At 32.9% G+C, this 13492-nt stretch carries 10 protein-coding genes and 1 pseudogene; 3 read left to right on the top strand and 8 right to left on the bottom strand.

What is annotated here, in order from left to right; genetic code table 11:
- Positions 1-91: 91 nt before the first annotated feature.
- Complete coding sequence (locus AACL31_RS17065; RefSeq protein WP_310512487.1) at positions 92-1009, top strand: LysR family transcriptional regulator; 918 nt, start codon at positions 92-94, stop codon at positions 1007-1009.
- A 60-nt stretch (positions 1010-1069) separates the two neighbouring features.
- On the opposite strand, the gene AACL31_RS17060 is transcribed toward AACL31_RS17065, so the two are convergent.
- The 5 genes from AACL31_RS17060 to AACL31_RS17040 all read right to left on the bottom strand — a co-directional run bounded on the left by AACL31_RS17060 (position 1070) and on the right by AACL31_RS17040 (position 3572).
- Entirely contained in the window at positions 1070-1465 is a 396-nt protein-coding gene (locus tag AACL31_RS17060; RefSeq protein WP_310512488.1) for a DoxX family protein, read from the bottom strand.
- Between the two features lie 229 nt (positions 1466-1694).
- Entirely contained in the window at positions 1695-1991 is a 297-nt protein-coding gene (locus AACL31_RS17055; protein WP_032115696.1) for a YqjK-like family protein, read from the bottom strand.
- Complete coding sequence (locus tag AACL31_RS17050) at positions 1978-2385, bottom strand: phage holin family protein (protein WP_339053440.1); 408 nt, start codon at positions 2383-2385, stop codon at positions 1978-1980. The genes AACL31_RS17055 and AACL31_RS17050 overlap by 14 nt, the downstream gene beginning before the upstream one ends.
- Position 2386: 1 nt before the next feature.
- Positions 2387-2683, bottom strand: coding sequence for a YqjD family protein (locus tag AACL31_RS17045; RefSeq protein ID WP_339053439.1), 297 nt, complete (start codon positions 2681-2683; stop codon positions 2387-2389).
- A gap of 223 nt (positions 2684-2906) precedes the next feature.
- Complete coding sequence (locus tag AACL31_RS17040; RefSeq protein WP_310512490.1) at positions 2907-3572, bottom strand: DedA family protein; 666 nt, start codon at positions 3570-3572, stop codon at positions 2907-2909.
- A gap of 532 nt (positions 3573-4104) precedes the next feature.
- On the opposite strand from AACL31_RS17040, the gene AACL31_RS17035 reads away from it, so the two are divergent.
- Positions 4105-5061 (top strand): TerC family protein, encoded by a 957-nt coding sequence (locus AACL31_RS17035; protein ID WP_310512491.1) that lies wholly within the window; start codon positions 4105-4107, stop codon positions 5059-5061.
- Positions 5062-5581: 520 nt separating this feature from the next.
- On the opposite strand, the pseudogene AACL31_RS17030 reads toward AACL31_RS17035, so the two are convergent.
- Positions 5582-7520: pseudogene (locus AACL31_RS17030) on the bottom strand (FAD-dependent oxidoreductase).
- Between the two features lie 1591 nt (positions 7521-9111).
- On the opposite strand from AACL31_RS17030, the gene AACL31_RS17025 reads away from it, so the two are divergent.
- The gene (locus AACL31_RS17025; protein ID WP_339053438.1) at positions 9112-10071 is read left to right on the top strand and encodes a LysR family transcriptional regulator; all 960 of its coding nucleotides are present in this window, start codon (positions 9112-9114) and stop codon (positions 10069-10071) included.
- A 704-nt stretch (positions 10072-10775) separates the two neighbouring features.
- Here AACL31_RS17025 and AACL31_RS17020 read toward each other — a convergent pair.
- Positions 10776-11585, bottom strand: a complete 810-nt coding sequence (locus AACL31_RS17020; RefSeq protein ID WP_310511635.1) for a hypothetical protein — start codon at positions 11583-11585, stop codon at positions 10776-10778.
- A 242-nt stretch (positions 11586-11827) separates the two neighbouring features.
- Positions 11828-13252, bottom strand: a complete 1425-nt coding sequence (locus AACL31_RS17015; protein ID WP_339053437.1) for a radical SAM protein — start codon at positions 13250-13252, stop codon at positions 11828-11830.
- Between the last annotated feature and the right edge of the window lie 240 nt (positions 13253-13492).

Below are 13492 nucleotides of genomic sequence, written 5' to 3'. Positions count from 1 at the left end.
ATTTATGATCAAAAATAATAATTAACTAGACGTAAAATTGTTAGCTAGTTAATCTGAGTTAAACATTCAAATTTCTTGATTGAGATCCTTTATGAGTAAAGAGCGGGCACTAACATTAGATGCATTACGCGTAATGAATGCCATTGATCGACGCGGAAGTTTTGCAGCCGCAGCTGATGAATTGGGTAAAGTTCCTTCTGCATTAAGTTATACGATGCAAAAATTAGAAGAAGAGCTTGATGTGGTGCTTTTTGATCGCTCTGGCCATCGAACACGTTTTACTGATGTTGGTCGGATGTTGTTGGAACGAGGGCGGCTATTGTTAGAAGCAGCAGATAAACTTGTTGTTGATGCTGAAGCATTGGCGCGTGGCTGGGAACCTTATCTTACTATCGTTTGTGAAGTATTGATCCCCGTCTCAACGCTTTTTCCTTTAGTTGATAAATTGGCACAAAAATCTGAAACTCAACTCTCTTTATTGACTGAAGTATTAGCGGGTGCATGGGAGTGTTTAGAAACGGGTAAGGCAGATATTGTTATTGCGCCTGATTTGCATTTTCGCTCTTTACCTGAAATTAATAGTCGTTTACTTTGTACGATTAATAATGTTTATGTTGCCAGTCCAGAGCATCCTATTCATCAAGAGCCAGAGCCACTTTCCGACATGACTCGGATCAAATATCGTGGGATTGCCATTGCAGATACCGCTAAACAACGGCCAGTCTTAACGGTACAGTTGTTAGATAAACAGCAGAGATTAACAGTAAGTTCAATCGATGAAAAACGTCGTGCTTTATTAGCGGGCTTAGGTGTTGCAACCATGCCATATACGTTGGTTGAAAAAGATATTAAAGCAGGACGATTACGGGTCGTAGGATCAGAGTATAGTCAAGAGACTAATATTATTATGGCCTGGCATCGTGGCAAAATTGGTGAAGCTAAATTTTGGTGCTTACGCCAGATCCCCCAATTGTTTAATAGTGATCACTATTCTTTTCAGTTATCGTAAAAATATTCGGTTAAATTTTACTTATGGGCGATGGTAAAATGATCGCCCAAGCTTTAACTATTACCATTTTTTATTTAACCAGTGATCAATACTGAATTTGCCTGGTCCGAGAATGGCTAATAGCATATAGCCGCCAGCAATAGAAAGATCTTTTAAAAACATCAATTGGTTATCGCCTTCGGCAAAGTTGAAGTGAAAAATAAAAGCGGTTAATAGACTAAAAGCAACGGTAAAAATAGCTATGGTTCGGGTTAAAAAACCCAATAGTATGGCAATCCCACCGCCAAACTCTAATAAAATAGTCAATGGTAGCAAAAATGAAGGGACACCCATCGCATGCATATATTGCTGAGTTTCGATATAGCCGTTACCAAGCTTACCATATCCGGCAAAAATAAATAACAGTGGCATCAGAATACGCGCCACTAGGATAGTGATATTCTCTATGTTTTTCATATTCATCTCTCTTAAAGCATCATATTTAAAGTAATAGTTTTTAATCTGTAGTGGGCAGTTTGACTGCTTGGCAAGAGCAGTTAATTGCTGTTTTATTTATAGTAAAGCCTACATTATTAAAAATACTAGCTAAGAAAATTCAATCTATTATGCAAAAAAATTGAATGAATTAATCGAGAATAGTTTTTGTCTAAAAGGAGTGAATTGTTATTATCAATTCGTAAATGGATTACGCTTTTTTGGCTATAAATGTTTGTATAGTTTTTGCTATCCCCCAAACACCGATAGCCCGTCGACTGAGTCGATAAAGTTTTTTAGGATGACGGATATTGTAGAGTGCAATTAATGAGAAACTAGCAATGAGCAGTGGTTTGAAAACTAACATTTTTTGCCAGGTACGATCATAAGATGCAGTAATTGTTAACCAATGTTCAGACGTAGCTGATAACGCATTACGCTGCTGCTGAATATTAGTCAACAATTGCTGCTTTTTTAATACCAGTTGTTTACGTTTACTCAGTTTCATCTTCATTCTGTTTTAACTGTATGATATCCTGTTTTAATTGTTCACGGGTTGCGGCTAATAGAGTCTTGCTATGGGCTATTTTTAATGTCCAGCAAGTACCTAATAACGCTAGGATAAGTAAAACAGCGGTTGTAATCGCAACGACTTGTATACGATAGGCTGGATCAACCATGAGAAAAATTAATACCAGCAAACTCATAAGGCCAAATGCGATCAATAGTAATGTGGTACCGGCTAATAAAATCAGTTGGACAAAGGTCTGCTTTTCTTGTTCGAGTTCGACGGCAACAAGTTGCAGCCTTGTCTCAACCATATTAATAAGAATAGAACCTATCCGTTGTAAGGTGCTTAGCAAGCCTTTAGCCGGTCCATCTGGATGTTGATTTTCTCGCATATTAACGTTTAGCCAGTAAAATGCCTAATACCAGCCCGACAGCGGCACCAACACCAACACCTGTCCATGGATTTTCATGTACATAATCATCAGCACGGCCAGCAACTTCCTTAGTTTGATGAATAATTTTACCGCTTACATCACTCAGTTTTCGGCGAGAATCATCTAACGCTTTTTCTGCTTTACGGCGAATTTTGTCAATTTCTGCTTTGGATTTATTTTCTGTATTGTGCAAAACTTCTTCCAAAGAATCCGCTAATGATTTTAATTCTGTACGCAGGTTTTCGGTATTTTTCATAACGTTAACCTCTCTCAATAAATAATGTTAATTTTTATCACTCTTATTCTTTGAGAATAGTAAAAGAACCAATAAAATCAATCTATATCTCATTTAAGGTAATTTAAAATTTGTTATATTGAAATATAAAAATAATTATACTGGTATGAAAATTTGATAAACGGTTTGACCGAAAGCTATGCTGTTACCAGGAAAGTAGGCAACAGCATAAGTTAGCTTGGATTTAGGGATTAGGGCGCTTAAATTTTTTCTTTAGTACTACGGCTATACTGCCTATTAGGCCAATAAAAAGCAAAACAAGCGGGATCAGCATCAAAATACTCATGATTTGGCGTTCGTAGTATTGGAAGAGTGGGCTTTTACCGAATACATAACCAATAGCAGTTAAAATCAATACCCAAAGTAATCCACTAAGCCAATTAAAAAACTGGAAGCGTTTATCAGGTAAACCGGATAGGCCGGCGATGGTAGGTAGGATGGTCCTGATAAAAGCAAGAAAGCGGCCAATAAGCAGCGCTGCCAAGCCATGGCGATGAAACAGGCCATAAGCACGTTGGTGATAATGTTCAGGTAAATGAGAAAGCCAGCTTTGCACAATTTTATTATTTCCTAGCCATTTACCCTGAAGATAGCCTACCCAGCAACCCAAACTGGCACCTGCGGTTAAGATAATAACTGTCAATGGATAATTGATAGTGTCTTTAGCTATTAGGACGCCTACTAGAATGAGTAAACTGTCACCGGGTAAAAAAGCGGCAGGTAGTATTCCATTTTCCAAAAATAATATTATAAATAATATAATGTAGATAGCCCATACTAATGAAGGATTCATTAGCATATTGTAATCTTGATGCCAGAGTGCAAAAAAAAGTTCTTTAACTAATTCCATCAAGTGTTTCCTAAATACTGTGATCTTTAAACCTAATTGGCAGTTATTACCTATTATCCCTTATTAGAGATAATGTGAACCTAGTTAAAAGGGTTGTAGTATGAGCCTAAATATTAAATTCAGATATAAGCATAATATATTAGACTAGTGTAATACTTTAACAAAATCATAAATAACTAAATAGCAAATTTTTCGTTGAAATTGACTCTCTATTTAATATTTTATTTTTTTACAATTCATGAAGTACATTTACCTATATCTTGTGTTTCGCTAGCAGATCTTTTATTTTAATAGCTAGCAAAGGGGAGTAACTTCTTTAGCCGGTCTATCGTCATTACGGTGTTATGCACCCGGTAACCGGGCATCACAGGTGGATATTAAAGTAGCTTTTGTGTTGTAAGTGAGACCTTGCCAGCGGGCAAGGTTTACTTATAATTTAAATTAGTGGAATAGAAACCTATGAAGACTAAAATGGATTATAACGGCTGAGCCTTCTGTAGGAATCGGCCGTTTTTCGTTTCTAGGAGCTAAAATGCATTCTGTTGGTACTCCCGTATTATGGGCAATCTTTACTGTTGTTATTGCGATTATGTTACTTATTGATATTTCTTTACAGGGTAAGCATCCGGGAAGAGAAATAACAGTAAGACAGGCTGTTGTATGGAGTTTTATTTGGATTAGTTTGGCATTATTGTTTGCCTTAGGTTTATGGTTTTATTTTAAACAGACAACTAGCCTAACGATTGCTAATCGCCAAACAATGGCTTTTTTAACCGGTTATTTACTGGAAAAAGCGTTAGCTGTTGATAATGTATTTGTTTGGTTAATGTTATTTAATTATTTTTCAATCCCAGTCAATTTACAGCGCCGAGTTCTTATCTATGGTGTCTTGGGTGCGATAGTATTGCGTACTATCATGATCTTTACAGGTAGTTGGCTAGTCTCTCAGTTTCACTGGGTTTTGTATCTCTTTGGCATTTTTCTATTATTTACCGGTATAAAAATGTTTTTTGTTAAAGAAAATGATCAATCGATTGATAAAAAACCACTAGTAAAATGGGTCGGTTCTCATTTACGCATGACAGATACTTTACATGGCGAGCGTTTTTTTATTCGTCAACAAGGTATTTTATTTGCTACTCCGTTGATTATGGTATTAATTTTAGTTGAGATTAGTGACATTATTTTCGCCGTGGATAGCATTCCTGCCATTTTTGCAGTAACCACGGATCCTTTTATTGTCTTGACTTCAAATCTATTTACGATTTTAGGTTTGCGAGCGATGTATTTTGTTTTATCAGGTATTGCTGAAAAATTCTCTATGCTAAAGTACGGGCTATCTATTATCTTAATTTTCATTGGTATAAAAATGTTATTAATGGATATTTTTCATATTCCAACCGCTGTATCGCTAAGTATTGTTGCGGGGATTTTAACATTAACGATGTTCATTAATCATATTGTTAATAAATGCAAAAAAATCATTTAATTACTAAATGAATATCTTTAAATATTATAATGTTGTATCCCTTTATATTGATTAACAATGATAGAAAGGGATATTGCTACTTTCTCTATTAGTAAAATGAGTTCTGCTAGTTAATTTGTTAATAAAAGAGTTAGTTAATTGTTTATCTAATAAATCTGTTTTTATCTATGATGGTATCTTTTTACCGTCATAAAAATACTTTGGAATAACAATGTAAAAAAACATATTAGCTTACTGTCTAATATCGTATATGCAAGCTTTGTAATGCAAATACTAATTGATTCACTTGCCGTATTCTTTTAGCTCAGACTTTAATTTTATGGTGTTCTGAATGATAATTTATTTGACGATTTATTTATTAGTCCTATGAAAGTTATTGCGCCTATTTTAGTATGAACATCGGTTATGTCTTCGACTGTTAACCACAAAAAGGTCAAAAAACCAATATTTGTTCTATCTTACTATTCTGTATTTTTGCCACTTTTTTGGCGGCTATATCCACGCTTATTGGTGTTTTTCTTTATATTGTATAAGCAAGACGCATTCCTTGATCAATAGCACGCCGAGCATCAAGTTCTGCAGCAATATCGGCACCACCGATAATATGGGGTGTCTTGCCTAATTTATATAATGCATCGGCTATAGTACGAAGTGATTGTTGGCCAGCACAGATGATGATGTTATCAACAGGCAAACACTTTTTTTGCTTGTTATGATAAATATGCAATCCCTGATCATCAATTTTCTGGTAGCTAACATTATTCATCATAGTAACGCCATGGCGTAGTAAGTTTAAGCGATGGATCCAGCCGGTTGTTTTTCCTAGCTGTTCACCAACACGGGTTGATTTTCGTTGCAGCAGATAAATTTTACGAGCAGAATCAATGTCCTGCTCACCCTTAGGATAATTACCACCTGGTTGAGATATGGTGGTATCAATGTTCCATTGGTGGGTAAAAGCATCAATGCTTTGGCTACTATTATCTGTTTCTTGACAAAGATATTGTGCTATATCAAAACCGATCCCTCCAGCCCCGATAATTGCAACCTGGGGACCTATGGTAATACGATGTTTTAATACATCATAATAATTCACGACACTGGCGTGATCGATACCTTCAATGTGAATTTTTTTCGGTAGTACGCCTGTAGCGATAATGATCTCATCAAAGTTTACCAATTGTTCAGCAGCGGCTTTTTTAGTTAAATGAACAGTAACATTTTTTAGTGTCAGTTGACGTTGAAAGTAACGAATAGTTTCTTGGAACTCTATTTTTCCAGGTATTTGTTTAGCAAGATTCAGTTGGCCACCGATCTGGCATTCTTGTTCAAATAAAGTAATATGGTGCCCACGCTCCGCCGCTGTTATTGCAAATGATAATCCGGCAGGACCTGCGCCGATAACAGCAATATTTTTTGGTTTTAATACTGGTTGGAAAGGAAAGTCTAATTCATGGCAAGCTCGGGGGTTAACTAAATTCGGCTGCTTTTGTCATAAACTCTGCATCAGCAAGAAATGGCCGAGCCATAGAAACTAAATCAGCACAACCGTCAGATAAAATCTTTTCAGCTACCTCAGGTGAATTGATACGATTAGTGCAAATTAAGGGGATTGATATTTTTCCCATCAATTTTTTAGTGACCCAAGTAAAGCCTGCTCTTGGTACCATCATTGCAATCGTCGGGATCTTTGATTCATGCCAGCCAATACCTGTACTAATCATCGATGCGCCTGCATTTTCGATTGCTTTTGCTAAAAGCTCAATCTCACCCCAATTGGAGCCTTTTTGAATTAAATCAAGCATAGATAGTCGGTAGATAATAATGAAATTATTCCCTACCTGTTGCCGAGCAGCTTTAATGACTTCAATTGGAAAGCGGATCCGATTTTGATAACTACCGCCCCATAAATCATCACGATGATTAGTATATCGGGTAATAAACTGGTTAATTAGATAACCCTCTGAACCCATAATTTCTATACCATCATAACCCGCTTGCAAAGCAAGTTCGGCGCAATTGGCATAGTCTTCAATTGTTTGCAAAATTGCAGTATCACTGAGTGATTTAGGCAAAAAGGGATTAATACTAGCTTGTAATGCACTAGGTGCAACTAGATCTGGATGGTAGCTATAGCGGCCAGCGTGCAGGATCTGTAAGGCAATTTTTCCCCCCGCTTGATGAACCGCATGAGTAATTTTTTTATGGTGAAAAATTTGTTTCTTACTAATTAGGGTTGCCCCATGTTTGGTTAGGCTGCCAGAGTGATTAGGGGCGATGCCGCCGGTAATAATTAATCCAATATTATTTTTTGCCCTGTCTGCATAGAACTTTGCTAACCTAACACTAGCTTGAGGATGCTCTTCTAGCCCAGTATGCATAGAGCCCATAATTACTCTGTTTTTTAATTGGGTGTAACCTAAGTCTAATGGCTTAAATAGATGAGGAAAGAGATGCATATCCATTTTCCTTATGATGGGTTCTTAGTATTGGATTATTGTTTTACTTAATAGCCAATTGCAACGCAAATTGTAGAAACATTATCTTAATTTAACCTATATTAATAGTTGAAAGACTATATTATTATTAATAAATTGTGATTTTTATCATATTTACCGATGTATTGTTTTATAATTATTAAATTGCCGTAAAGTCCTACACTAAATAGTTAGGATATAAATAACGTTGTAAAAGTCTAAAAATGCAATTTTCATTCTTTTGGTAGTTAAATGTTATTAATTTTAGTGTAGGGTCACATTTGAATGATAGGAGATTTGATAGAATTGTGCTTCTTCATAGATCTATTTTCACATAATGATATCAATTGAATTTTTACAGGATAGTTATAAACCACATATTTAGTAAGCATGGTTGTATAATTTTAACATATTGATTTAGAAAAGTTATTTATAGTAATCGACAATTTTTTGTATTCACTTTACTTACGGTCGTTGGGAGTAGACTATAAAATAGTTATATTATTGTGTTTATTTATATGTATAAGATTTTTGAGACTTAGCTAAAATTTAAGTAAACAAAAATTAGTATAGTGAAGAATTAACCAAAATAGTTTTAGAAGATATTTGGTAGTTCTTTCTTATTTTGTTTTAGTGATAATATTTTTAATGATTAAGTTTATCCTGATTATGTTGAGGTATTGTTGGGTTTTGGATGAGCAAGATAAAACTAAAAAGCCGTGGCAATTTATAAATATATAGGTGGTTATAAGAAGGGTAATGGCTCTAATCGAAAAATAAAGAACAAAAAAAATTAATGCTAAAATATGATGAGCATCTGTAGAAATATAATCCGGATGAGTAATAGTTCATTTTTCATATAAAATTAATTATATTCTATATTAACAATAGAATTTTTATCTTTAATTAAATCTATAATATGAGGATGAATATAATACTTAGTATTTGGTGTTTAATCCATAAATCAAAGAAGGTAATGTTATAACAAGAAATTTATTTCACAACCTTTTGTTATAAACTTCATTAAATTTAAAAGTCTTGTAATGTACAATAGTAAAATAAAATTTATATTATAATTTGCTAATTGTAATGTATATATTCTAGTTATTTATTTTTTTATTTAAATGCACTAAGAATTATTAATTTTACAATATCACAATTTCTATTTTTTAAAAATGTAAAATATATGTATTTTTATACAGTTTATTGTAAGTGGTTAAATATGATAAATTTTTAAATTTTAAAAATTTCATTATTATTCTTATAAATGATTGCAAATTGATGATAAGTAAACAATAAATGAAAAAAAGGTATGTGACATTTTATTATTTATAAGAAGTAATAACAATTGATAGGGAGAAGTTATATGTAGCTATATTAGGATAAAATAAAAGTTTACATTATATATTATTACATTGAGAATTCTAAAAATATAAAAATTATTGAGCTGATTATTTATATGTTTTGAGTTGTTTTTTTAATAAAATTTTGCTTCTATCTAATTTTTTATAGAGAAGATAATATGTTTTTCGTAAAAAATTTATTTTTATCAGATTTTCATATAGGAGATAATATGTTTTTCTCAAAAAGAGTTGAGCAATTTATAACTATTGCCCAAAAAGGAACATTTAAAGAAGCGGCAGATGAGTTATGTATATCTCCTTCTGCCCTTAGTAAGGGAATGAAGGAAATAGAGGGGCAGTTAGGTGTTCAACTTTTTCAACACTCAGGAAGAGGAGCAAAATTAACTTCTAATGGGGAAAAATTATATCAAGAATTATTCCCTCATTATCAGGATGTAAGTGCTACAACAAAAAAATTAATGTTAGGTTTTTCTAGTAAAAAAAAGTCTGTTATTAATATAGCGACAGATGATGCTTATTTTCCTGATCTGGCCTCAATAATATCAAAAATAGATTCAATTGAATCGGGAATTCTTGTTGATATTAAGAAGTATTCTAATCATTTAATATCAGATATTATATGTCGTATTCAGGCAGATATTTTTATTGGTTCAAGAGAAGAGGAGAATTTACCTGCTAATATTGAAAGTCTATCACTATGTTCTAAGTTAGAATTAGGTGCAGCTGAAAATATTATAAATCACTACAAAGATAAAGATAAAGATAAAGATAAAGATAAAGATAAAGATAAAGATAAAGATAAAGATAAAGATAAAGATAAAGATAAAGATAAAGATAAAATGGAATTACTACTTAATAATAATATTATACAAACAGAAAGTATGTTGTTATCGAAAGGTTTTGAGAGAATAAAAAATATATTAATGGATAAGCATAAGAAGAATATAATTTCAGTTCCAAGTATTGATGATGTTTTTCATATATTAGGTGATGGAAAAGGTATTTCGTTTATTCCTAAATCCAATAAAAATATATCATTAGGTAAGCAACATAAAGTTAATTTCGCTATCCCTCCTGCCCCTTTCAATATCGAAGTTCGAGGAAAATTATATTACAAGACTGAAAAAAAAGAATCTTTACAATGGCTTATAAATTTAATATGTGATTAATATGATGTAATAAACACCAGGGAATCTAATATTAAACCAAAAATATATAATATAGCAGTTTTTCTGTATCAAGTTTTATTTTAAAGTTATGTTCTGGTTTTATTTATTACATGATATTTATTGTTTCATTGAGCGATGCCTATTAGATTTTAAATAATATCAATTTTAATTTGATTATCACTTTAATAAATGATTCAATTGCTTTTGTTATTCTAATGATTTATAAATATATTATATTCAAATATAATAATGGATTAATCTTTTTATTTTAATTGCTATTTATTAGGGATGTTATTTCGTGTGACTTTTAATATAATAATTTTAAAATGTTGTAAGGTGAATTTTATTAATAATGAAATGTGGAAATTATTTTAAAATAATTTAGTGTTTACATGATTCTCATTAAGTATGGTAATTTAAATAATTATTATTTTTCTCCACGACTCATATTATTGGTATTTGAAAAAAACTTTTGCTAGTAAAAATATATTTTTTAAATTGCTTATGAAAACATTAATTTTTTATCCGATAAATAAACTACTGTTTAAATGATTTTTATACTTTAAAGGTGTTAATAAATTTATTATTGAGTAATTTTAAAGCTACTATTCTTCATCAACTATAGCGATATCGCATAGCAGTGATAAGCAGAATAGCTTGATTATGGAGCTTGATCACTGCAGTCGAACTTCTGGTTTATTAATTTAACCTAAACTTTCCGCTACTGACAAATAATCAGTATAAATTTGAGGTGAGCCGGAGAAGGATGCAAATTGCTTCCACTCTTTATACATAAGTTTAGTATCCTGATGCGCGCGCGCAAAATGATCAGCTTCATCAGTGGCTATATCTGGTTTGGGATAAAATAGATTAAGTGCTGCAAGACTTTCAATCTCCATCATTACGATATATTGATCCAGGCGATTTCCGCGTTCACCTTTTAACAGGCGAAATTTCCAGCCGGGATAATCCTCTATTCGATGATGGTTTTCAGCAATAAAAGTTTCAAATGTTTCTGCCTTAATCCCAGGTCGTAGTGCTAGGTTGTGGATCCCTATTATTCTGGCGATAGGCTCTTGGTTAGGTAGTTCCTGATAGCGTGGGCCATAACAGACGGTACTTTTTTTATTTTCAGCGAGTAGTTGATAATCAGTGTAAATAGTTGGAATTTCACTAAAAGTACCATAACGTTGCCATTCGGAAAGAATATCATGTATTTTTGGTGGTTGTTGCTGCCAGAATTGATTGGCTAATTCTGTTTTATTGCCGTTACTAGATTGATAGCGATTACGATGTTCTGTGCTTTCTATTTCAAACAGCATCAGGTATTGTCCAACCCGCTCGCCACGGAGACCACGCAATAGCGTCCAACGCCAGCTAGGATAGCATGGAATATAGACACCTTTTTGGCGAACGAAGGTTTCGAATTGCGCGGGTGTGATACCAGCCTCGGTATCGATTGCAATGTAATAAAGACTGAAAACGGGTAAGGGTGAGTTATATTTTCTTTCCATTAATGATTTCCTTACATTTTTGCCGCAGATAGCCGGCTATGGCACTTGCCTGATATTATGTCATTGGCCATCTAGTGCGATGCTGATTGCAAATAATAGGGTGGCCATCGCGGAGTATCGGTTGCTACTTATTAATAACGGGTTTTATACATCTGTCGCGATAATGACGTTATCATGTCTGTAAGCCATGCCGAAAAATGTGGCATCAAATAAATAGTGTTTATTTTTTTTATTAAGCAATGTTAACAAAATTGGGTGTTAATAATGGATTCAACTAATATCGCCGCTTCTTTAGTTAAAAAAACCCTGTTATTATCAATAGAAATAAGTTTTCTATGCTGTAATGTTGTTAGTGCATTATTAATAGTTTTGTTTGTAAAAAAACTTTCCCCATCAAATTTTGCTTTATAAACATTATCATCTACTGGGATCAAGCTAGATAATGCCATTTTAAAAGCATTTATTCTTTTTTGATTGTTTGAAAAACCTCTAATAGAGTGGCAAGGTAGTTGGCTTTTATTAATAGATTCTTTGTATTGTTTATAGTTTGTTATATTTATCATTTCAGAGGAGATAGATTTTGAGCTGCCACCTAAGCCAATCGCTATCTCTGGATACTGTTTATTAAGATCAGTAATAAGGCTTTTCCATTTTTCAGGGTAAGTATTTTTTTTATAAAAATACATGGTCGGGTGTTCGTTATATTCCATGGTGAGATATTGATCTATTAAATCACGCATTTGATACTGTTTTCCTAAACTGGGTATCGATCTATCTGCGACAGTAATTATTTTTTTCTGCCACAAACTATCTCTCTCTCCCGATACGCCGGTTCTGGTTTCCATAAACTCTTTCATATGTAATTTAGTGCAAACAACATGCGAAATATTGAGTTTTTTTATTATTTCCATATCGTTTTTTACATCATCAACAGTTTGACCGAATAAACCATAAATGAGGTCAACGCTAATCAATTCAAAACCTAATGCATTAGCATCTGCAATAGTTTTAAAACATTCTTTTGCAGTATGTTTTCTGCCACATGCTTTAATTAAATGATCCTGAAATGATTGTGTACCAAAGGATAATTTAGAAAAACCTAGTTCTTTCAGTAACGATAAGTATTCTTTATTAAGACTACCAGGCTCTCCTTCAAATCGCATGGTAGTGGATGAAAAATTAAAATTATTTTTATAAAAATTTATTAATCTTTTTAATTCGCTATCGGGCAGAAGAGAGGGAGTACCGCCAAATATATTAAATTCACCGATGTTTACATTAGCAAGATTTGGTACTTGCTTTAGCCAAAGAGTGGCTTCTTTTATATTAAGGTCAACGATTTCTTTAAATAAACTGTCAGATTTTGCTGACTTAGGGTTCACTATAATAGTGGGAAATTGACAAAAATGGCATCGATAACGACAAGTTGGAATATAAACCCAGAGATGAATATTTCCTGCCTTTTTTATTTCCTTATTCATATCATCATAAAATGAGGTTAAGGGATAATTGTCGATATCACCTGGAAAAATATGACAACCAAAAGGATCTTTAATCACATATTCAAGTAAATCTGTATTTTCTTTTTTACTTAAAATATTGCATATATTTGGTCTAGGATATTTTTCATCAATATCATTAAGAGAAGCAATATAGGTATCTCGCATTAGAATACTCCACCATTAGCAAAATAATTGTGTGCTTCTCCTGATTCTCTATCCTCACAAAAATAATAAACAAATCTATTAAAATCTTTATTATCAATAGCATTAAAACAGGCAGGAAGTGGTGGTGGGTAGCCTATGTCTTCATCTACATGATGACGAAGTGAGTTGAATATCTCATCTTTGAATTCAAAATAAAGTCTGAATGCGGGTGTTTTATAAGAATGTATCGGTTTGAAATCA

The organism is Arsenophonus endosymbiont of Crataerina pallida (genome assembly GCF_964020125.1).
GTDB classification, from domain to species: Bacteria; Pseudomonadota; Gammaproteobacteria; order Enterobacterales; family Enterobacteriaceae; genus Arsenophonus; species Arsenophonus nilaparvatae.
The sequence above is the reverse complement of the archived record's forward strand: the minus strand, read 5'-3'. Positions and strand labels throughout refer to the sequence as shown.

Excerpts from the sequence above, each read along its gene's own strand:
- AACL31_RS17060 (WP_310512488.1), bottom strand. The coding sequence starts at position 1,465 with ATGAAAAACATAGAGAATATCACTATCCTAGTGGCGCGTATTCTGATG.
- AACL31_RS17045 (WP_339053439.1), bottom strand. The coding sequence starts at position 2,683 with ATGAAAAATACCGAAAACCTGCGTACAGAATTAAAATCATTAGCGGAT.
- AACL31_RS17050 (WP_339053440.1), bottom strand. The coding sequence starts at position 2,385 with ATGCGAGAAAATCAACATCCAGATGGACCGGCTAAAGGCTTGCTAAGC.
- AACL31_RS17065 (WP_310512487.1), top strand. The coding sequence starts at position 92 with ATGAGTAAAGAGCGGGCACTAACATTAGATGCATTACGCGTAATGAAT.
- AACL31_RS17015 (WP_339053437.1), bottom strand. The coding sequence starts at position 13,252 with ATGCGAGATACCTATATTGCTTCTCTTAATGATATTGATGAAAAATAT.
- AACL31_RS17020 (WP_310511635.1), bottom strand. The coding sequence starts at position 11,585 with ATGGAAAGAAAATATAACTCACCCTTACCCGTTTTCAGTCTTTATTAC.
- AACL31_RS17025 (WP_339053438.1), top strand. The coding sequence starts at position 9,112 with ATGTTTTTCTCAAAAAGAGTTGAGCAATTTATAACTATTGCCCAAAAA.
- AACL31_RS17035 (WP_310512491.1), top strand. The coding sequence starts at position 4,105 with ATGCATTCTGTTGGTACTCCCGTATTATGGGCAATCTTTACTGTTGTT.
- AACL31_RS17040 (WP_310512490.1), bottom strand. The coding sequence starts at position 3,572 with ATGGAATTAGTTAAAGAACTTTTTTTTGCACTCTGGCATCAAGATTAC.
- AACL31_RS17055 (WP_032115696.1), bottom strand. The coding sequence starts at position 1,991 with ATGAAACTGAGTAAACGTAAACAACTGGTATTAAAAAAGCAGCAATTG.